Origin of the sequence: Cupriavidus sp. SS-3, from assembly GCF_035818815.1 — a bacterium.
Lineage (GTDB): Bacteria > Pseudomonadota > Gammaproteobacteria > Burkholderiales > Burkholderiaceae > Cupriavidus > Cupriavidus taiwanensis_C.
Window position 1 is genome coordinate 188,227 of the sequence record NZ_JAYLVT010000002.1, and the last position, 16,552, is coordinate 204,778.

Sequence of the window (16,552 nt, forward strand, 5' to 3'; positions counted from 1 at the left end):
TTTTAACAACTGGCCGGCCGCCGCGCGGCGGTTCCGCATCGCGGAATAGACGGGCCGCCGGACCCGTTCGGGCAAAAAAAAGCGCCGGTCAGTGCCGGCGCAGCTTTCCACAACGGAAAAGGAGGAGAAATCAGGTACCGCCCGGGAGGTCAGCCACCCATCGCGAGCCAGCAACGGTGGCAAGCGGCACCTGTTTCTATGACAGGGTCACCCTTGAATTGGTTTCAAAAAAATTTCGACGCGGCGATTTTGTGCCCGTCCGGCCTCGGTTCCGTTGTCCGCGACTGGCTGGCTTTGGCCGCGGCCTTCGGCGCTCAGCCGGTTGCGTGCGACCCCGCGATCACCCAGGTAACCGGCCACGCTCTGGGCACGGCGCTGCGACAGCTGCATGTTGTAGTTGGGGTTGCCGGTGCTGTCGGTATGGCCCACCACGTTGGCGCTGACGTCCTGGTGCTGGCCCAGGGTCTGCGCGACCTGGTCGAGCACCGAGCGGAACGACGGCTTGATGGAGGCGCTGTCGGTGTCGAAGGTGACCTGGCTCGGGATGTTGACCTTCAGCGAACCGTCCGGCTGCTCGGTGATCTGGGTGCCCGTGCCCGCGGTGTCCTTGTTCAGCTTGCCACGGATCGCGTTCCAGTTGTAACCGGTCGCGCCGCCGATGGCGCCGCCGACGGCCGCGCCCACCAGCGTGCCGGTGGTGTTGCCGCCGATCAGGTTGCCAAGCCCCGCGCCGACCGCGGCGCCGACGCCGGTACCAACCGCCGTGTGGGTTTGCTGTTCGGTGGCGCAGCCAGCGGCCAGCAGCGTGGCGGCGGCGAGCGAAACGGTAACGAGCTTGATCTTCATGCTTTCTCCTTCTGATGTTCCCGTAAATGTTCTTGGTACCGCGTGGCGATGGTAACGCCAAGGCAAGCGGCAGGTAACCCATTGTGCCCGTCGGCCCGGCCGGGCGCGGCACCGCTTGCGGTGTCGGCATGCCGGGCCGTCCAACCGCACTACAATATGGATATGGCGGCGCGCGCACAAGTGCAAGCTTGTGAGAGTTGTAATTGTCTGTAATCCCCCACCCAACAGAGGGGATTGCGCGCGGATTTCCGGCGTTCATGGCCGGTGCTGCATACTTTGATACATTAGGCGCAGGCCATCATGCGCCCATTCCCCACTACCCAAGCGGAGTTTGTCTTGAGCCTCAGCACTGAGCAGGTTACCGAAGCCCTGCGCACCGTCATCGACCCCAATACGGGCAAGGACCTGGTCTCCACCCGCTCGGCCCGGAACATCCGCGTCGATGGCGGCGAGGTTTCGCTCGAGGTCGAACTCGGCTATCCCGCCAAGAGCCAGTTCGATCCGATCCGCAAGCTGGTGGTGGCCGCGGTGCGGCAGCTGCCGGGCGTGACCAATGTCAGCGTGGCCGTCAGCATGAAGATCGTCGCCCACGCGGTGCAGCGCGGCGTCAAGCTGCTGCCGGGCGTGAAGAACGTGATCGCGGTGGCGTCGGGCAAGGGCGGCGTGGGCAAGTCGACCACGGCCGTGAACCTGGCGCTGGCGCTGGCCGCCGAAGGCGCGCGCGTGGGCATGCTCGACGCCGACATCTACGGCCCCAGCCTGCCGATGATGCTGGGCATCGACGGCCGCCCCGAATCCGCCGACGGCCAGACCATGGAGCCGCTGGAGGGCCACGGCCTGCAGGCCAACTCGATCGGCTTCCTGATCGAGCAGGACAATCCCATGGTGTGGCGCGGCCCGATGGTGACCTCGGCGCTGGAGCAGCTGCTGCGCCAGACCAACTGGCGCGACCTCGATTACCTGATCGTCGACATGCCGCCGGGCACCGGCGACGTGCAGCTGACGCTGTCGCAGAAGGTGCCGGTCACCGGCGCGGTGATCGTGACCACGCCGCAGGACATCGCGCTGCTGGACGCCAAGAAGGGCCTGAAGATGTTCGAGAAGGTGGGCATTCCCATCCTCGGCATCGTCGAGAACATGGCGGTCTATTGCTGCCCGAACTGCGGCCATGTCGAGCATATCTTCGGGCACGGCGGCGGCGAGAAGATGTGCGCCGACTACGGCGTCGACCTGCTGGGCAGCCTGCCGCTGAACCTGAGCATCCGCGAGCAGGCCGATTCCGGCCGCCCGACCGTGGTGGCCGAGCCCGACAGCCCGGTGGCCGAGATGTACCGTGCCATCGCGCGCAAGGTGGCGATCAAGGTCGCCGACAAGGCGCGCGACATGACCAGCAAGTTCCCCAGCATCGTCGTGCAGAACACCTGAGCGCCCGCCTGCCGCCATGGACAGCCAGCCCACCGCCAACCTGCCGCCGCCCGGCGCCCGCCCCGCCGTCACCATGGCCGTGGTGATGCGCAAGGTGGCGCTGGCGAATCGCTGGCAGCCCTGGAAATGGCAGCTGGACGCGGTGCTGCCCGACCTGGGCGAGTTCGGCACGCAGCCGGTGTGCCTGGAGCACGATGCCCACGGCGCGCGCTGGCTGTACCCGGGCTACGAGGTCGAGCTGTTCCGTGACCAGGGCGAGGGCTACTACCTGAACCTGACTTCGGCCACGCCGTGCTGGTTCGTGCTGTGGCGCATGCCCGAGGATGAAGGCAAGGGCGACGCAGATGATGCGCATCCGGTGCCGGTCACCGTGGCGCTGTCGTACAACGAGGCCGGCCGCTGGCTCGATGCCGGCGAGACCGTCGAGAACGTGCCGCTGGCGCCCGAGCAGCGCGACTGGCTGCAGGCCTACGTCAACGAACATTACCGGCCCGAGCCCAAGCAGCGGCGCCGGCCCGAATCCTTCAAGGCGCCGGACGAGCGCGCCCGCTACTGATCCGACACCACTGGCAAACGGCCCTGCTCATGAGCGAATCGTCCTTCCTGTCGCGCTGGTCGCGCCGCAAGGCCGCGGTGCGCGAGGGCGTGGCCGTTCCCGCCGAACCGCCGCAGCCGCTACGGACCGAGAGCGAGCCTGTCCCTGCGACCGTCGAAGCCGCTCCCGAGGCGCCGCGGGATCCCCCGCCGACGCTGGCCGATGTCGCGGCGCTGCGGCCCGGTGACGAGATCGCCCGCTTCGTCGCGCGCGGCGTGGACGAATCGGTCAAGCGCGCCGCGCTAAAGACCTTGTTTGCCGATCCGCACTTCAATGTGATGGACGGGCTCGATATCTATATCGACGACTACAGCAAGCCGGACCCGATCCCGCCCGAGATCCTGCGCCAGTTGCGCCAGGCGGAGACCCTGGGCCTGTTCGAGCCGACCGACGAGGAGCGCGCCGCGGCCGAAGCCGCGGCCCGGCTGTCGGAGCCGGAACAGGTACCGCCGGCAGCGCAAACGGAAGCGGAGCAGGCACCGCATCAGACGGGTCCGGCACCAGGCGAAGACGCCGCCGCGCCGCTGGTGCTGGCCGATGCACCGGCAGGCGCCGAAACGCCGCCGACGGATCCCGGTCAAAGCGAACAACGGGGCCAGCAAGACCCGCGGCAAGATCCGCATAAGTGCGCGTAGCCCCAGGGGGCAGCGCAGCCTACAATAGGCATCCCCACAATCCGCCGGCCCGCAGACCCCCGCCAAGAAGGGACGTCCGGACCGGTCAGCCGCACTCGCCATGCCGACGCTGATCTGCAATTGCAACGACACCATGCCGCTGGACGGGGCGGCATTGTCAGACGCAACCCGCGACGCCAGCCAGGGGCCGCTCAAGGTCCATCGACTGCTGTGCCGGCGTGAAATCGGTGACTTCACCGCCGCGCTGGACGGCACCGAGGACGTGATCGTCGCCTGCACCCAGGAGCGCCAGCTGTTCACCGAGGTGGCCGCACAAGCCGCGCAGGGCCGCGATGGCCAGGCGGTGGTGACCGCGCCGGTGCGCTTCGTCAATATTCGCGAAACCGGCGGCTGGTCGCAGGGTGCCCGGCGCGACCCCAGGACCGCCAATGCCAAGATCGCCGCGCTGCTGGCGGTGGCGGCGCTGCCCGAACCCGAACCGGTGCCGGTGGTGGACTACCGCAGCGACGGCGCGGTGCTGGTGCTGGGGCCGGCCGCGCGCGCGCTGCCCTGGGCCGAGCGGCTGGCCGCGATGCAGCTCGAAGTCACGGTGCTGCTGACCGGCGGCGACCCGCGCGACGGGACCGCCGCGCAGCCCGCGGCGCGCGCCTATCCGGTCCACAGCGGCCAGCTGGCCGCGCTGACGGGCTGGCTCGGCGCCTTCGAGGCCAGCTGGGAAACCGGCGCGGGCCGCAGCAACCCGATCGACCTGGACCTGTGCACGCGCTGCAATGCCTGCATCGATGCCTGTCCCGAAGACGCGATCGACTTCAGCTACCAGATCGACCTGTCTCGCTGCCGCGCGCATCGCGATTGCGTGCGCGCCTGCGGCGCCGCCGCGGCGATCGACTTCGACCGTCCGCAGGGCACCGGCGCGGGCCGCTTCGACCTGGTCTTCGACCTGTGCGACACGCCCGCCTTCACCATGCACCAGCCGCCGCAAGGCTACCTGCATGCCGGCGCCGATCCGGCCCGCCAGCAGGCCCAGGCGCTGGCGCTGGCCGGTCTGGTGGGCGAGTTCGAGAAGCCCAAATTCTTCCGCTACAAGGACAGCCTGTGCGCGCACGGCCGCAACCAGACCACCGGCTGCACCGCCTGCATCGATATCTGCTCGACCCAGGCCATCACCTCGCGCTGGCATGACGGCAAGGGCCGCATCGAGGTCACGCCCAACCTTTGCATGGGCTGCGGCGCCTGCACCACGGTCTGCCCCAGCGGTGCCATCAGCTACGGTTACCCCGGCCCCGAGACGACCGGCGCGCGGCTGCGCACGCTGCTGTCCGCGTACCGGCACGCCGGCGCGCGCGATCCGGTGGTGCTGCTGCACGGCGAGGAATCCGGCACGCCCGCGCTGCTGGCGCTGGGCCGCGCCGCCCGTGGTGGCAAGGCGCGCGGCGTGCCCGCGCAGGTCATGCCGCTGTCGCTGTTCCATCCGGCCTCGGTGGGGCTGGAGCTGTGGCTGGCCGCGCTGTGCTGGGGCGCCAGCCGCGTCGCGGTGCTGCTGACCGGCGACGAGGCCCCGCAATACCGCACCGCGCTGCTCGAGCAGATGGCGGTGGGACGCGCGCTGCTGTCGGGCCTGGGTTATGACGACGAGGCGCTGTCGCTGGTCGAGGCCGCAGACACGGAAACACTCGATGCCGGCCTGGCGGCGCTGCGGCCGGCACGCAACGCGCTGCCGCCCGCGCCCTTCGGCCCGGTCGCGGCCAAGCGCGAGCTGCTCGACTTCGCGTTCGACCACCTGGTGCGCCATGCGCCGTCGCCGGCGCAGAGCGTGCCGCTGCCGGCGGGCGCGCCCATCGGCGCCATCGCCGTCGATACCGGCAAGTGCACCTTGTGCCTGGCGTGCGTGGGCGCGTGCCCGTCGCAGGCGCTGCGTGACAACCCCGAGCGCCCGGTGCTCAGCTTTATCGAGCGCAACTGCGTGCAGTGCGGGCTGTGCCAGAAGACCTGCCCGGAAGACGCCGTGACGCTGGTGCCGCGCCTGCTGGCCGGCGACGCGGCCCGGCGCCCGGTCACGCTCAACGAGGCCCAGCCGTTCCATTGCGTGCGCTGCGCCAAGCCGTTCGGCACGGCGCAGATGGTCGAGTCGATGCTGGTGCGCCTGGCCGGCCATCCCGCCTTTGCCGGCGCCGCCGCGGAGCGCCTCAAGATGTGCCCGGACTGCCGCGTGGTTGACATGATGGAACGCGACCCAGGCGCCGTCACCGGCGCCACCCTGCGCTGAGACCCGCCCGGCCCGCCGGGCACAATTCATCACGACATGACAGATTTCCAGCCGATCCAGCTCACCGCCGCGCCGCCCGCCGACCCCGCGGACAGCGAAGACACCGCCCGCGCCGACCTGTACGGTCTGCTCGCGACGCTGTTCTACCGCGCCCCGGACGCGGCCTTGCTGCATCACATCGCGGCCAACCGCGCCGTGGGCGAAGACGCGCAGACCGTGCTGGGCAAGGCGTGGAATGTGTTGTGCGACGCAGCATCCGAGACTACCGCGGCCGAGGCAGAGGAGGAGTACCGGCAACTGTTCGTCGGCGTGGGACGCCAGGACGTGTTCCTCTACGGCTCTTTCTATATGACAGGCTTCCTCAACGAGCGCCCGCTGGTGGCGCTGCGCGAAGACCTGGCCCGCTACGGGCTGGAGCGCCACGAAGGCGTCAGCGAGACCGAGGACCACATCGCCACGCTGTGCGAGGTGATGCGCTTCCTGGTGGCGGGCGACGACCTGTCGGTGTCCAACCTGGGCGAGCAGCAGCGCTTCTATGCGAAGCATATGCAGCCCTGGATCGAGCCCTTGTGCGAGGCGGTGGCGGCGCACCCGCAGGCGCGCTTCTATCGCAGCGTGGCCGGACTGCTGGGCGCCTTCGCCGGGATCGAGGCGGTGGCGCTCGAGATGGCCTGAGCGCGGGACCGATGCGGCGCAAGGCGCAGGTTTCTTAGCTCAAGTTGAAGCAGAAGGTAAGGAAAAACCCGTGCTTGTCATGGTCTTTCCTTCCAGTTGATTCTAGAATATGCATAACAACGCATAACGGCACAACCATCGGGCTTTGACAACCGAGGAGCCCCCACATGAGAGAGAAGCCAACCAGGGTCGCGCGCCGCACGTTTCTCGCGGGCGCCGGAGTTGTAGCCGCCGCCACCGGTGCGGCAGCGCTGAGCGCGCACACACCCGCCATGCCGGGCCAGGCTGCAGCCCTGCCGGAACCCACCGATCCTCCGTCGGACAGCAAGGGTTACCGGGTCTCCGACCACATCCGCAAGTATTACCGGACCACGCTGGTGTAACTGCCAAGGCGGCGTGGTCTGGCGCGCCGCCTGCAACCGGACGCAATCCAGTCGTCCGTTTCTGAGGTGAGACATGATCTTGACCCGCAAACGCGCGGCGCAGGGCGCATCCGCCCGCCTCGCTGACGGCCACGCCAACCGGCCCGACTCCGCCGACGCAAGCTCCGGCCGGCTCTCCCAACGACTCGCGGCCAGCCTGGCCGGCGCCATGCCGACCATGGACCGCCGCGGCTTCCTCAAGCGCTCCGGCATCGGCGTCGGCGCCGGCCTCGCGGCCGGGCAGCTGACGCTGCTGCGCAAGGCCGATGCCGCCGACGACAAGAAGGCCGCCGGCGATGGCAAGACCGGCATCGTGGTCAGGCGCACCGTGTGCGGCCACTGCTCGGTCGGTTGCGCGGTCGACGCGGTGGTGCAGAACGGCGTGTGGATCCGCCAGGAGCCGGTGTTCGATTCGCCCCTGAACATGGGTGCGCACTGTGCCAAGGGCGCGGCGCTGCGCGAGCACGGCCACGGCGAATACCGGCTCAAGTACCCGATGAAGCTGGTCAACGGCAAGTACCAGCGCATCGGCTGGGACCAGGCGCTCGACGAGATCACCGCGAAGATGAAGGAGATCCGCCAGCAGAGCGGCCCGGACTCGATGTTCTTCGTCGGGTCTTCCAAGCACAGCAACGAGCAGGCCTACCTGATGCGCAAATGGGTGTCGTTCTTCGGCACCAACAACACCGACCACCAGGCGCGCATCTGCCACTCCACCACGGTGGCGGGCGTGGCCAACACCTGGGGCTACGGTGCGATGACGAACTCGTACAACGACATGCAGAACTCGAAGGCTGCGTTGTATATCGGTTCGAACGCGGCCGAGGCGCACCCGGTGTCGATGCTGCATCTGCTGCATGCCAAGGAGAACGGCTGCAAGGTGATCGTGGTCGATCCGCGCTTTACGCGCACCGCGGCCAAGGCGCACCACTATGTGCGGATCCGCTCGGGCACCGATATCGCATTCCTGTTCGGGGTGCTGTACCACATCTTCAAGAACGGCTGGGAAGACCAGAAGTACCTGAACGACCGTGTCTACGGCATGGACAAGATCAAGGAAGAGGTGCTCGCCAAGTGGACCCCCGACAAGGTCGAGGAGGTCACCGGCGTGCCCGAGGCGCAGGTCTACCTGGTGGCCGAGACCATGGCCAAGAACCGGCCCAGCACGCTGGTGTGGTGCATGGGCCAGACCCAGCACACCATCGGCAACGCAATGGTGCGCGCCTCGTGCATCGTGCAGCTGGCGCTGGGCAATATCGGCGTCGCGGGCGGCGGCGCCAACATCTTCCGCGGCCACGACAACGTGCAGGGTGCCACCGACGTGGGCCCCAACCCCGATTCGCTGCCGGGCTACTACGGCCTGGCCACCGGCGCGTGGAAGCACTATGCGGCGGTCTGGGGCGTGGACTACGAATGGATCAAGAAACAGTTCGCCTCGCAGGTGATGATGGAGAAGTCCGGCACCACGGTGTCGCGCTGGATCGATATCGTCACCGAGAAGAACGAGCTGATCGACCAGGACAACAACGTGCGCGGCGTGTTCTTCTGGGGCCATGCCCCGAACTCGCAGACGCGCGGCCTGGAAATGAAGAAGGCGCTCGACAAGCTCGACCTGCTGGTGGTGGTGGACCCGTACCCGTCGGCGACCGCGGCCATGGCCAACATGCCGCCGGCCGAGGGCGACAAGGTCAACCCCAACCGCGCGGTGTACCTGCTGCCCGCGGCGACGCAGTTCGAGACCTCGGGCTCGTGCACGGCCTCGAACCGCTCGCTGCAATGGCGGGAGAAGGTGATCGAGCCCCTGTTCGAGTCGATGCCCGACCAGACCATCATGCAGGCGTTCGCCGACAAGCTCGGCTTCGGCAAGGAGCTGTCGAAGAACTACAAGATGATCGAGGTCAAGCGGGCCGGCCGGACCTGGATGGAACCCGAGCCCGAGTCGATCCTGCGCGAGATCAACGCCAGCAACTGGACTATCGGCTACACCGGCCAGTCGCCCGAACGCCTGAAGTCGCACATGCGCAATATGCAGATGTTCGACGTCAAGACGCTGCGCTGCAAGTCGGGCAAGGATCCGGTGACCGGCTATGACCTGACCGGCGACTACTTCGGTCTGCCGTGGCCATGCTATGGCACGCCGGAACTGAAGCATCCGGGCTCGCCCAACCTGTACGACACCACCAAGCACGTGATGGACGGCGGCGGCAACTTCCGCGCCAACTTCGGCGTGGAGCGCGATGGCGTCAACCTGCTGGCCGAGGACGGTTCGCACTCGCTGGGCGCGGAGATCACCACCGGCTATCCCGAGTTCGACCACGTGCTGCTGAAGAAGCTGGGCTGGTGGGACGACCTGACCGATGCCGAGAAGGCCAAGGCCGAGGGCAAGAACTGGAAGACCGACCTGTCCGGCGGCATCCAGCGCGTGGTGCTGAAGAACCATGGCTGCCATCCGTTCGGCAATGCCAAGGCGCGCGCGGTGGTATGGAACTTCCCGGACCCGATCCCGCAGCACCGCGAGCCGCTGTACTCCACGCGTCCCGACATGGTCGCGAAGTACCCGACCCACGACGACAAGATGGCGTTCTGGCGGCTGCCGACGCTGTACAAATCGGTGCAGCAGCGCAACCTCGAGAACAAGGTGGCCGAGAAATTCCCGATCATCCTGACGTCGGGGCGCCTGGTCGAGTACGAGGGCGGGGGCGAGGAAACCCGTTCCAACCCGTGGCTGGCGGAACTGCAGCAGGAGAACTTCGTCGAGATCAACCCGCGCGCCGCATCCGACCGGGGCATCCGCAACGGGGACTACTGCTGGGTCAAGACCCCGACCGGCGCCAGGCTGAAGGTGCGCGCGCTGGTAACCGAGCGGGTCGGGCCCGATACCGCCTTTGTCCCGTTCCACTTCTCGGGCTGGTGGCAGGGCAAGGACCTGAAGGACTACTACCCCGAGGGCGCGATGCCGGTGGTGCGTGGCGAAGCGGTCAACACCGCCACCACGTATGGTTATGACGCGGTGACGATGATGCAGGAAACCAAGACCACCATTTGCCAGATCGAGCGGTTTGCCTAAGCGCAGAGGAACACCATGGCACGCATGAAATTTATCTGTGACGCCGAGCGCTGCATCGAGTGCAACAGCTGCGTCACTGCCTGCAAGAACGAGCACGAGGTGCCCTGGGGGGTGAACCGGCGCCGCGTGGTCACGGTCAACGATGGCATGGTCGGCGCCGAGAAATCGATCTCGGTGGCCTGCATGCACTGCTCGGACGCGCCCTGCATGGCGGTCTGCCCGGTCGACTGCTTCTACCGCACCGAGGACGGCGTGGTGCTGCACGACAAGGACGTCTGCATCGGCTGCGGCTACTGCTCTTATGCTTGTCCGTTCGGCGCGCCGCAGTTTCCGTCGACCGGCACCTTCGGCGTGCGCGGCAAGATGGACAAGTGCACGTTCTGCGCGGGCGGCCCGGAGAAGAACGGCTCGGAAGCCGAGTTCGAGAAGTACGGCCGCAACCGGCTCGCCGAAGGCAAGCTGCCGCTGTGCGCCGAGATGTGCTCGACCAAGGCGCTGCTGGGCGGCGACGGCGACGTGATCGCCGACATCCTGCGCAACCGCGTGATCAAGCGCGGCACCGGCGGCGACGTATTCGGCTGGGGCACGGCCTATGGCAATGCCCAGGCCGGCGCGAAGCCCGCGGCCCCGGCGCAGCAGCCCGCGCCCGCACCGGCCGCGCCCGCCGCGCCGACCGCGCCGGCCGCCACGGCACCTGCAGGAGGGAAAGCGTCATGAATCGCATCCGCGTCGTTGCACTGGTGTCGCTGTGCGGCGTGCTGCTGGCCGCGTGCGGCGAGAAGCCGCAGACCATCGGTCCGTCGCACCGCAAGGCCGACGCCCAGGCGTTCCAGGGCGCCCCGGACGATCCGTTCGTGGCCAAGGGCTGGACCGCGGGCGACCGCAACAGCTGGAACAACCAGATCCGCCAGCGCAACCAGTTGCAGAACGAGTACAACCGGGTGCAATGACCGCGCCGCCGTGTGGACTTCCCGCCAGCCGGGAACTGAAGGAGGGGCTATGACGCCGTCGCACAATCGATGCCGCGCCGGAGGCTGGCGTGGCTGGCGGGGTTGGCTGACCGCCGGCGCGCTGGCGCTGGCCGCGGCCGGCAATGCCGTGGCACAGGCCCCGGCACCCGCGCCCGGGCCGTCGACCGGACCGGCGACCGCATCGGCCAGCGCCGACGCCAACAACCCGGCCACGCATCCCGCCCAGCCGCTGGCCGGCATTGCGTCCGAGAACATTTTCGACATCCCGCCGCGCGACATCGCCGCCGAGGCCAGGTCGCAGCAGCAGCGCAGCGTCACGCAGCCCGGCAACAACGCGCCGATGTGGCGCGAGGTCAATTCCGACCAGCGCCACTACAGCAGCCTGCCCGACAAGGAAGCCGGGGTGCTGATCCAGCGCACCGGCCAGTCGTGGCGGCTGTTCCGCAACGGCGTCATCACGGTCTGGGGCGGCTGGCTGCTGCTGATCGTGCCGGTGGCGATCCTTGGCTTCTTCCTGTGGCGCGGCACCATCCCGCTGCGCACGCCCAAGACCGGTCGCATGATCGAGCGCTTTACCCCGCTCGAGCGCATCGTCCACTGGACCATGGCGATTTCCTTCGTGGTGCTGGCGGTGTCGGGCATCGTGATGCTGCTGGGCAAGCATTTCCTGCTACCGCTGATGGGCCATATGCTGTTCGGCTGGCTCAGCTACATCCTGAAGAACCTGCACAACGTGGTGGGGCCGATCTTCACGCTGTCAGTGATCGTCGCCTTCGTGGTGTTCCTGCGCGACAACCTGCCCAGCCGCGACGACGTCCGCTGGGTCACCAGCCTCGGCGGGCTGGCCTCGGGCAAGCACGTGCCGAGCGGGCGCTTCAACGCCGGCGAGAAGATGTGGTTCTGGGTGGGCGTGTTTGTGTTCGGCCTGGTGCTGTCGGCCTCGGGCTGGGTGCTCGACATGATCGTGCCCGGCATGGACTACTACCGCGCCACCATGCAGATCGCCAACGTGATCCACGGCATCTCGGCGGTGCTGATGACTGCCATGGCGTGCGGCCATATCTATATGGGCACCATCGGCATGGAAGGCGCGTACCGTGCCATGCGCGATGGCTGGGTCGATGAGGCCTGGGCCAAGGAGCACCACGAGCTCTGGTACGACGACATCAAGTCCGGCAAGATCCCGGCCCAGCGTTCGGCCAGCCCGGACGCCGCCGCGGCCCGGCCGGCCCGGCAGAGTCCCGGCGAAGCCTGACGCAGGCCTGGCGAGCGGGTCCCCACGACACAGCAGGAATCCAGAACCATGACACGCATCCTGACGCTGATTGCCGTTGCCGGTGCCGCATGCACGGCCTTCGCCCCGGGCGCGCTGGCCAAGCTGCCCGCGCCGACCGAAGCCCAGCAGGCCAAGACCGCCGAGACCCGGGCGCGCGCCGCCTGGTCCGACAAGGTCGCGGCGTACCAGCTGTGCCGTGCCCAGGACAAGATCGCCGCGCATTACCTGGCCGACCGCAAGGCGCACGGGCAGCAGGCGCGCGAGCCGGTGCAGACCGCCGCCTGCGCCGATCCGGGACCGTTCGTGGCGCCGGCCCCGGCCATCGCCAGCACCGCCGGTGCCCCCGCGGCAGGCGCGGTACAATCGTCCGCAAAGGCGCCATAACTTCTGCCCCCTGCATGCCGCTCGGGGCTTCACCCGCAGCCCCGAGTCCCTCGTCATGACCTTGCGTCCCGAGCTTACCCAGGCAGCCGTTCCCCTGATCGAAGAGGTTGAAGTCGTCGACGAGCAAGGGCGCGTGCGCGCGGCCTACCTGCCGGGCGAGCGGCCGCTGACGGTCTATCTCGACAAGCGCGAGCTGGTCACGCTGATGACGCTGGGCGGCGCGCCCGAGCACCTGGTGCTGGGCTACCTGCGCAACCAGCGCCTGGTGGAATCGATCGAGGATATTGCCGCGGTGCAGGTCGACTGGGAAACCGAATCCGCCGCGGTGACCACCCGCACCGGCGTCGACCGCATCGAGGAGCGCACCGCGCGCCGCGTGGTGACCACGGGCTGCGGCCAGGGCACCGTGTTCGGCTCGCTGCTGGACGAGGTCGACAGCATCCGCCTGCCGCTGGGCCCGACGCTCGACCAGGACACCCTGTACGGCATCATCGACACCATCCGGCTGCAGCAGTCGGTGTACAAGCAGGCCGGCTCGGTGCATGGCTGCGCGCTGTTCCAGGGCACCGAACTGCTGATGTTCATCGAGGACGTTGGCCGCCACAATGCCGTCGACGCGATTGCCGGGCGCATGTGGCTCGAAGGCATGACTGGCGGCGACAAGATCTTCTACACCACCGGGCGCCTCACTTCCGAAATGGTGATCAAGGGCGCGCAGATGGGCATCCCGTTCCTGCTGTCGCGCTCGGGCGTGACGCAGATGGGCTACCAGATGGCCCGGCGCGTCAACCTGACGCTGTTCGCGCGCTGCACCGGCAAGCACTTCCTGCTCTATACCGGGCGCGAGCGCTTCCGCCACCGCCAACCCGAGGATGTAGTGGCGTAGCGGCCACTTGCATGGCCGCTTCGAGGCTTTGGGGGGCGCGCGCCGAATGGTTGTACAATGCGGCGCACTCCGAGCCGTCTATCCTCCCAACCCTATGAGCATCAAATCCGACAAATGGATCCGCCGCATGGCGGAGCAGCACGGCATGATCGAGCCGTTCGAGCCAGGCCAGGTCCGGGAGGCCGACGGCCGCAAGATCGTGTCGTACGGCACCTCGAGCTACGGCTACGACATCCGCTGCGCCGACGAATTCAAGATCTTCACCAATATCAACAGCACCATCGTCGACCCGAAGAACTTCGACGAGAAGTCGTTCGTGGACTTCAAGGGCGAGGTCTGCATCATCCCGCCCAATTCGTTCGCGCTGGCGCGCACGATGGAATATTTCCGCATCCCGCGCAGCGTGCTGACCATCTGCCTGGGCAAGAGCACCTACGCCCGCTGCGGCATCATCGTCAACGTGACGCCGTTCGAGCCGGAATGGGAAGGCTATGTGACGCTGGAGTTTTCGAACACCACGCCGCTGCCGGCCAAGATTTACGCCGGCGAGGGCTGCGCCCAGGTACTGTTCTTCGAGAGCGACGAGATCTGCGAGACCTCGTACGCCGACCGGGGCGGCAAGTACCAGGGCCAGCACGGTGTCACACTGCCGAAGACCTGAGCGCATTACAATCCGGCGTCTGCCGGCACGGCGGGCCCGCCAGGGCCGCCAAATCTGACGTGAGAGCCACATGTCGCCGTCGCGGGGAACCCCTGCCGGCCATGTGGCTCAAGTCCTTTATGTCCCGCTTTCCATCAAGGATGCCCGATGAAATTCCGCTTCCCCGTCATCATCATTGACGAAGACTTCCGCTCCGAGAACATCTCCGGCTCCGGCATCCGCGCGCTGGCCGAGGCGATCGAGAAAGAGGGCATGGAAGTCATGGGGCTGACCAGCTACGGCGACCTGACCTCGTTCGCCCAGCAGGCCAGCCGGGCATCGACCTTCATCGTGTCGATCGACGACGACGAGTTCGCCAGCGACAGCGAGGAACTCGAGGCCGCCGCGATCGAGAAGCTGCGCGCCTTCGTCGCCGAGGTGCGCCGCCGCAATTCCGACCTGCCGATCTTCCTGTACGGCGAGACCCGCACCTCGCGCCATATCCCCAACGATATCCTGCGCGAGCTGCACGGCTTCATCCACATGTTCGAGGACACGCCCGAGTTCGTGGCGCGCCACATCATCCGCGAAGCCAAGGTCTACCTGGACACGCTGGCGCCGCCGTTCTTCAAGGCGCTGATCGACTACGCGCAGGACAGCTCGTATTCGTGGCACTGCCCGGGGCACTCGGGCGGCGTGGCCTTCCTGAAGAGCCCGGTGGGCCAGGTGTTCCACCAGTTCTTCGGCGAAAACATGCTGCGCGCCGACGTCTGCAACGCCGTCGACGAGCTGGGGCAGCTGCTGGACCACACCGGCCCGGTGGCCGCGTCGGAGCGCAATGCCGCGCGCATCTTCAACTCCGACCACATGTATTTCGTCACCAACGGCACCTCCACCTCGAACAAGATGGTGTGGCATGCCAACGTGGCGCCGGGCGACATCGTGGTGGTGGACCGCAACTGCCACAAGTCGATCCTGCACGCGATCATGATGACCGGCGCGATCCCGGTGTTCCTGATGCCGACGCGCAACCACTACGGCATCATCGGCCCGATCCCGAAGAGCGAGTTCGATCCGCAGACGATCAAGAAGAAGATCGCCAGCCACCCGTTCGCCAGCAAGGCGAAGAACCAGAAGCCGCGCATCCTGACCATCACCCAGGGCACCTACGACGGCGTGCTGTACAACGCCGAGCAGATCAAGGAAATGCTGGCGGCCGAAATCGACACGCTGCACTTCGACGAGGCCTGGCTGCCGCACGCGGCCTTCCACGACTTCTATCGCAACATGCACGCGATCGGCAAGGACCGCCCGCGCAGCAAGGACGCGCTGGTGTTCGCCACGCAGTCCACGCACAAGCTGCTGGCCGGCCTGTCGCAGGCCTCGCAGATCCTGGTGCAGGACTCCGAGACGCGCAAGCTGGACCGCTACCGCTTCAATGAGGCGTACCTGATGCACACCTCGACCAGCCCGCAGTACTCGATCATCGCCTCGTGCGACGTGGCCGCGGCGATGATGGAAGCGCCGGGCGGCACCGCGCTGGTGGAGGAGAGCATCCAGGAAGCGATGGACTTCCGCCGCGCCATGCGCAAGGTCGAGGGCGACTACGATGCCGGCAACAACGGCGACTGGTGGTTCAAGGTGTGGGGCCCGGACGCGCTGATCGAAGACGGCATCGGCGACCGCGAGGAATGGATGCTGAAGGCCAACGAGCGCTGGCACGGCTTCGGCGACCTCGCCGACGGCTTCAACCTGCTCGACCCGATCAAGGCCACCATCATCACCCCGGGCCTGGACGTCGACGGCGAGTTCAGCGAGCGCGGCATCCCGGCGGCGATCGTCACCAAGTACCTGGCCGAGCACGGCATCATCATCGAGAAGACCGGGCTGTACTCGTTCTTCATCATGTTCACCATCGGCATCACCAAGGGCCGCTGGAACTCGCTGGTGACCGAGTTGCAGCAGTTCAAGGACGACTACGACCAGAACCAGCCGCTGTGGCGCGTGCTGCCGGAATTCGTCGGCAAGTATCCGCAGTACGAGCGCATGGGCCTGCGTGACCTGTGCGATGCGATCCACAGCGTGTACAAGGCCAACGACGTGGCGCGCGTGACCACCGAGATGTACCTGTCGGACATGGAGCCGGCGATGAAGCCGTCGGACGCGTGGGCCATGATGGCCCACCGCGAGATCGAGCGCGTGCCGGTCGACGACCTGGAAGGCCGCGTCACCGCGATCCTGCTGACGCCGTACCCGCCGGGCATTCCGCTGCTGATCCCGGGCGAACGCTTCAACCGCACCATCGTGCAGTACCTGAAGTTTGCGCGCGAGTTCAACAAGCTGTTCCCGGGCTTCGAGACCGACATCCACGGCCTGGTGGAGGACGAGGTCGACGGCAAGAAGGCGTACTTCGTCGACTGCGTGAAGCAGGGCGCCTGAGCGCCAGCCGGCATCCGTGGATGCA

At 67.5% G+C, this 16,552-nt stretch carries 15 protein-coding genes; 14 read left to right on the forward strand and 1 reads right to left on the reverse strand.

Features of this window, described 5'->3' with window-relative positions:
* Positions 1-207 precede the first annotated feature (207 nt).
* Entirely contained in the window at positions 208-846 is a 639-nt protein-coding gene (locus U9J39_RS04215) for an OmpA family protein (protein WP_115704410.1), read from the reverse strand.
* A gap of 336 nt (positions 847-1,182) precedes the next feature.
* On the opposite strand from U9J39_RS04215, the gene apbC reads away from it, so the two are divergent.
* From apbC to U9J39_RS04285, 14 genes are all read left to right on the forward strand, one after another.
* The gene (gene apbC, locus U9J39_RS04220; RefSeq protein WP_111519324.1) at positions 1,183-2,271 is read left to right on the forward strand and encodes an iron-sulfur cluster carrier protein ApbC; all 1,089 of its coding nucleotides are present in this window, start codon (positions 1,183-1,185) and stop codon (positions 2,269-2,271) included.
* A gap of 16 nt (positions 2,272-2,287) precedes the next feature.
* On the forward strand, positions 2,288-2,827 hold the full coding sequence (locus tag U9J39_RS04225; RefSeq protein WP_115710552.1) for a DUF3305 domain-containing protein: 540 nt from the start codon (positions 2,288-2,290) through the stop codon (positions 2,825-2,827).
* 29 nt (positions 2,828-2,856) lie between these two features.
* On the forward strand, positions 2,857-3,501 hold the full coding sequence (locus U9J39_RS04230; RefSeq protein ID WP_115710550.1) for a DUF3306 domain-containing protein: 645 nt from the start codon (positions 2,857-2,859) through the stop codon (positions 3,499-3,501).
* 100 nt (positions 3,502-3,601) lie between these two features.
* Positions 3,602-5,767 carry a 4Fe-4S binding protein gene (locus U9J39_RS04235; protein ID WP_326346587.1) on the forward strand — a complete coding sequence of 722 codons (2,166 nt, stop codon included), beginning with the start codon at positions 3,602-3,604 and terminating at the stop codon, positions 5,765-5,767.
* A 36-nt stretch (positions 5,768-5,803) separates the two neighbouring features.
* Positions 5,804-6,442, forward strand: a complete 639-nt coding sequence (locus U9J39_RS04240; RefSeq protein WP_115710547.1) for a TorD/DmsD family molecular chaperone — start codon at positions 5,804-5,806, stop codon at positions 6,440-6,442.
* A gap of 167 nt (positions 6,443-6,609) precedes the next feature.
* Complete coding sequence (locus U9J39_RS04245) at positions 6,610-6,825, forward strand: formate dehydrogenase (protein WP_115710545.1); 216 nt, start codon at positions 6,610-6,612, stop codon at positions 6,823-6,825.
* Positions 6,826-6,898: 73 nt separating this feature from the next.
* Positions 6,899-9,931: a molybdopterin-dependent oxidoreductase gene (locus U9J39_RS04250; RefSeq protein WP_116312972.1), complete on the forward strand. Its 3,033-nt coding sequence runs from the start codon at positions 6,899-6,901 to the stop codon at positions 9,929-9,931.
* Between the two features lie 15 nt (positions 9,932-9,946).
* Positions 9,947-10,648 carry a formate dehydrogenase FDH3 subunit beta gene (gene fdh3B, locus U9J39_RS04255; RefSeq protein ID WP_092306741.1) on the forward strand — a complete coding sequence of 234 codons (702 nt, stop codon included), beginning with the start codon at positions 9,947-9,949 and terminating at the stop codon, positions 10,646-10,648.
* Entirely contained in the window at positions 10,645-10,881 is a 237-nt protein-coding gene (locus tag U9J39_RS04260; protein ID WP_018008073.1) for a hypothetical protein, read from the forward strand. Before fdh3B ends, U9J39_RS04260 begins: the two co-directional genes overlap by 4 nt.
* Before the next feature lie 49 nt (positions 10,882-10,930).
* Complete coding sequence (locus U9J39_RS04265) at positions 10,931-12,157, forward strand: formate dehydrogenase subunit gamma (RefSeq protein ID WP_115710543.1); 1,227 nt, start codon at positions 10,931-10,933, stop codon at positions 12,155-12,157.
* 48 nt (positions 12,158-12,205) lie between these two features.
* A complete protein-coding gene (locus tag U9J39_RS04270) occupies positions 12,206-12,562 on the forward strand; it encodes a hypothetical protein (RefSeq protein WP_116312971.1) in 357 nt (118 codons plus the stop codon).
* Between the two features lie 55 nt (positions 12,563-12,617).
* Positions 12,618-13,448, forward strand: a complete 831-nt coding sequence (locus U9J39_RS04275) for a formate dehydrogenase accessory sulfurtransferase FdhD (protein ID WP_115710542.1) — start codon at positions 12,618-12,620, stop codon at positions 13,446-13,448.
* Between the two features lie 94 nt (positions 13,449-13,542).
* A complete protein-coding gene (gene dcd / locus U9J39_RS04280; RefSeq protein ID WP_018008077.1) occupies positions 13,543-14,109 on the forward strand; it encodes a dCTP deaminase in 567 nt (188 codons plus the stop codon).
* A gap of 147 nt (positions 14,110-14,256) precedes the next feature.
* Positions 14,257-16,527, forward strand: a complete 2,271-nt coding sequence (locus U9J39_RS04285; protein ID WP_115680946.1) for an arginine/lysine/ornithine decarboxylase — start codon at positions 14,257-14,259, stop codon at positions 16,525-16,527.
* Positions 16,528-16,552 lie beyond the last annotated feature (25 nt).